The following is a 2,289-nucleotide window of genomic DNA, read 5'->3' as shown; positions in this document are numbered from 1 at the left end:
CCCACGAACTTCTCGCCAATGATGAACGCCTGCGCCAGCCCGTCCGGACTCGGCTGCACCGCGTACTGCAGGTTGATGCCCCACTGGCTGCCATCGCCCAGCAACTGCTGGAAGCGCGGCGTGTCCTGCGGCGTGCTGATGATCAGGATGTCGCGCATGCCGCCCAGCATCAGCGTGCTCAGCGGGTAATAGATCATCGGCTTGTCGTACACCGGCAGCAGCTGCTTGCTCATGGCGAGCGTCGCAGGGTGCAGACGGGTGCCCGAGCCACCGGCCAGGATGATGCCTTTGCGTTGCGTCATGTGTTCTCTTTGCGTGAAGTTCTTCAAAGCGTCTCGCGCAGCATGCGCGCCACGCCCTCTTGCCAGGGCGGCAGGCGCAGCCCGAAGGCGGCCTGCAGCCTGGCGGTGTCCAGCCGCGAGTTGTGCGGCCGCGTGGCCGGCGTCGGGAACGCCGTGGTGGGCACGGGCTCGACCGCTTCGGGGCCGGCCTTGAGTTCCACACCCGCCGCCTTCGCCTGCTCGATCACGAAGCGCGCATAGCCGTGCCAGGTGGTCACGCCACCGGCCACCGCGTGATAGAGCCCGGCCTTGGACGGGTCCTGCAGCGTTGCGCGAATCGCATGCGCGGTGATGTCGGCCAGCAGCTCGGCACCGGTGGGCGCACCGAACTGGTCGTCGATGACGGTCAGCTTGTCGCGCTCCTTGGCGATGCGCAGCATCGTCTTGGCAAAGTTGCCGCCGCGCGCCGCATACACCCAGCTGGTGCGAAAGATCAGGTGCTTGGCGCAGTGCCGGGCCACCAGCTGCTCGCCTTCGAGCTTGGTGCTGCCGTAGACGCTGAGCGGCCCGGTCGCATCGTCTTCCTTCCAGGGCTTGCTGCCGCTGCCGTCGAAGACGTAGTCGGTCGAGTAATGGACCATCAGCGCGCCGATCTGCTGCGCGGCTTCGGCCACGATTCCCGGGGAGGTGGCGTTGAGCTTGCGCGCAAAGTCGGGCTCGCTCTCGGCCTTGTCGACCGCGGTGTGCGCGGCGGCATTGACGATGACGTCGGGGCGCACCTTCAGCACCGTCTCGGCCAGTTGCTCGGGGCGGCTGAAGTCGGCGTTGAAATCGGTGCTGTCGAAGTCGAGCGCAACCAGCTCACCCAGGGGCGCAAGGCTGCGCTGCAGCTCCCAGCCGACCTGTCCGCCCTTGCCCAGCAGCAGCAGCTTCATGCCGGGGCCTTTGCAGATCCGGCCGGTGCGGCGTCGTACTGCTTCTCGACCCATTCGCGGTACGCACCGCTCTGCACGTTGCGCACCCACTCGCCATTGGCGAGGTACCACTCCACCGTCTTGCGAATGCCGCTGTCGAAGGTCTCGGCGGGCTTCCAGCCGAGTTCGCGCTCGAGCTTGCGCGCATCGATGGCGTAGCGGCGGTCGTGGCCGGGGCGGTCGGTCACGTAGGTGATCTGTTCCTTGTACGGCTTGCCGCCGGCCTTGGGGCTCAGCTCGTCCAGCAGCGCGCAGACGGTGTGGACGATCTCGATGTTGGGCTTCTCGTTCCAGCCGCCCACGTTGTAGGTCTCGCCAAGCTGGCCGGCTTCGAGCACGCGGCGGATGGCGCTGCAGTGGTCCTTCACGTAGAGCCAGTCGCGCACCTGCATGCCGTCGCCGTACACGGGCAGCGGCTTGCCTGCGAGTGCATTGACGATCATCAGCGGGATGAGCTTCTCGGGGAAATGGAACGGTCCGTAGTTGTTCGAGCAGTTGGTGGTGACCACCGGCAGGCCGTAGGTGTGGTGCCAGGCGCGCACGAGGTGGTCGCTGGCGGCCTTGCTGGCCGAGTACGGGCTGTTGGGCTCGTACTTGTTGTCTTCGGTGAAAGCCGGGTCGGTCCTGGAGAGCGAGCCGTAGACCTCGTCGGTCGATACGTGCAGGAAGCGGAAGGCGGCCTTCTGGTCGGCCGGCAGTGCGTTCCAGAAACCGCGCACCGATTCGAGCAGGCGGAAGGTGCCCAGCACGTTGGTCTGCACGAAGTCTTCGGGGCCGTGGATCGAGCGGTCGACGTGCGATTCGGCGGCGAAGTTGACCACGGCGCGCGGCTTGTGCTCGGCCAGCAGGCGCTCGAGCAGCGCGCTGTCGCCGATGTCGCCCTGCACGAAGATGTGCTTGGGGTTGTCCTTGAGCGACGCGAGCGTCTCCAGGTTGCCCGCATAGGTCAGTTTGTCCAGATTCACGACCGGCTCATCGCTTTGCGCGATCCAGTCGAGTACGAAATTGGCGCCAATGAAGCCCGCGCCGCCGGT

The 2,289-nt window shown here is 66.5% G+C and carries 3 protein-coding genes; all 3 read right to left on the bottom strand.

Annotation, left to right across the window (positions count from 1 at the left end):
- On the bottom strand, positions 1 to 302 hold a 302-nt coding region (locus tag NU688_RS33850), incomplete at its 3' end, for a sugar phosphate nucleotidyltransferase (protein ID WP_257865361.1).
- 23 nt (positions 303 to 325) lie between these two features.
- Entirely contained in the window at positions 326 to 1,216 is an 891-nt protein-coding gene (gene rfbD, locus NU688_RS33845; protein ID WP_257865360.1) for a dTDP-4-dehydrorhamnose reductase, read from the bottom strand.
- The coding region (gene rfbB, locus NU688_RS33840; protein WP_257865359.1) for a dTDP-glucose 4,6-dehydratase at positions 1,213 to 2,289 on the bottom strand (1,077 nt) is incomplete at its 5' end. The genes rfbD and rfbB, both read right to left, overlap by 4 nt.

Source organism: Variovorax sp. ZS18.2.2 (assembly GCF_024701975.1).
In the GTDB taxonomy this organism is placed as follows: Bacteria; Pseudomonadota; Gammaproteobacteria; order Burkholderiales; family Burkholderiaceae_C; genus Variovorax.
The sequence above is the reverse complement of the archived record's forward strand: the minus strand, read 5'-3'. Positions and strand labels throughout refer to the sequence as shown.

Coding starts and splice junctions, on each gene's coding strand:
- rfbD (WP_257865360.1), bottom strand. CDS start 1,216: ATGAAGCTGCTGCTGCTGGGCAAGGGCGGACAGGTCGGCTGGGAGCTG.